Origin of the sequence: Streptomyces vulcanius (genome assembly GCF_042653945.1) — a bacterium.
GTDB classification, from domain to species: Bacteria; Actinomycetota; Actinomycetes; order Streptomycetales; family Streptomycetaceae; genus Streptomyces; species Streptomyces mangrovi.
This window is the reverse complement of record NZ_JBHSFK010000145.1, coordinates 1-578: the sequence shown is the minus strand read 5'-3', so window position 1 is coordinate 578 and position 578 is coordinate 1. Positions and strand designations below refer to the sequence as shown.

At 67.5% G+C, this 578-nt stretch carries 1 protein-coding gene and 1 pseudogene; both read right to left on the bottom strand.

Going from position 1 to position 578, the window contains the following annotated elements; all coding sequences use genetic code 11:
* A partial coding sequence (locus ACFPIH_RS56425) for a class II aldolase/adducin family protein (RefSeq protein WP_385879473.1) occupies positions 1–338 on the bottom strand: 338 nt, incomplete at its 3' end.
* 67 nt (positions 339–405) lie between these two features.
* Positions 406–578, bottom strand: a pseudogene (locus ACFPIH_RS56420) (L-arabinose isomerase); the annotation flags it as partial.

The following is a 578-nucleotide window of genomic DNA, read 5'->3' as shown; positions in this document are numbered from 1 at the left end:
CGGCGGGCCTGGGCGAAGGCGACGGCGTGGGTGGAGTGGGTGTGGGTGATGCCGCCGATGGAGGGGAAGGCCAGGTAGAGGCAGCGGTGGGTCTCGGTGTCGGTGGAGGGGCGCAGGTTCCCGTCGATGACCTGGCCGTCGGAGAGGCGGACGGTCACCAGGTGGTCGAGGGCGAGGGCCTCGTAGGGGATGCCGGAGGGCTTGATGACGAAGACCCCTGCCTCACGGTCGACGCCGCTCACGTTGCCCCAGGTCAGTGTTGCCAGGCCGACCTGGGGAATGGCCAGGTTCGCGTCCAGTACCTCTTGCCGCAGGCCGTCGCGGACTCGCACCGTCATCGGCTGTCTCCTTGTATGTGAGTCGTGCGAGTCATGCGAGTCATAGGCGTCATGGGAGTCATGGCCGTCACAGGGCCTGGGCGAGGCGGTGGTAGGCGGCGTTCCAGCGGATTTCCTTGGCGAACTGGTCGGTGGTGGTGTTCTCGTCGATGGTGAGCAGTTCGACGCCGGTCATGGCGGCGTAGTCGGTCAGGGTCTCGAGGTCGACGGCCGTACTGAGCACGGTGTGGTGGGGGGCTC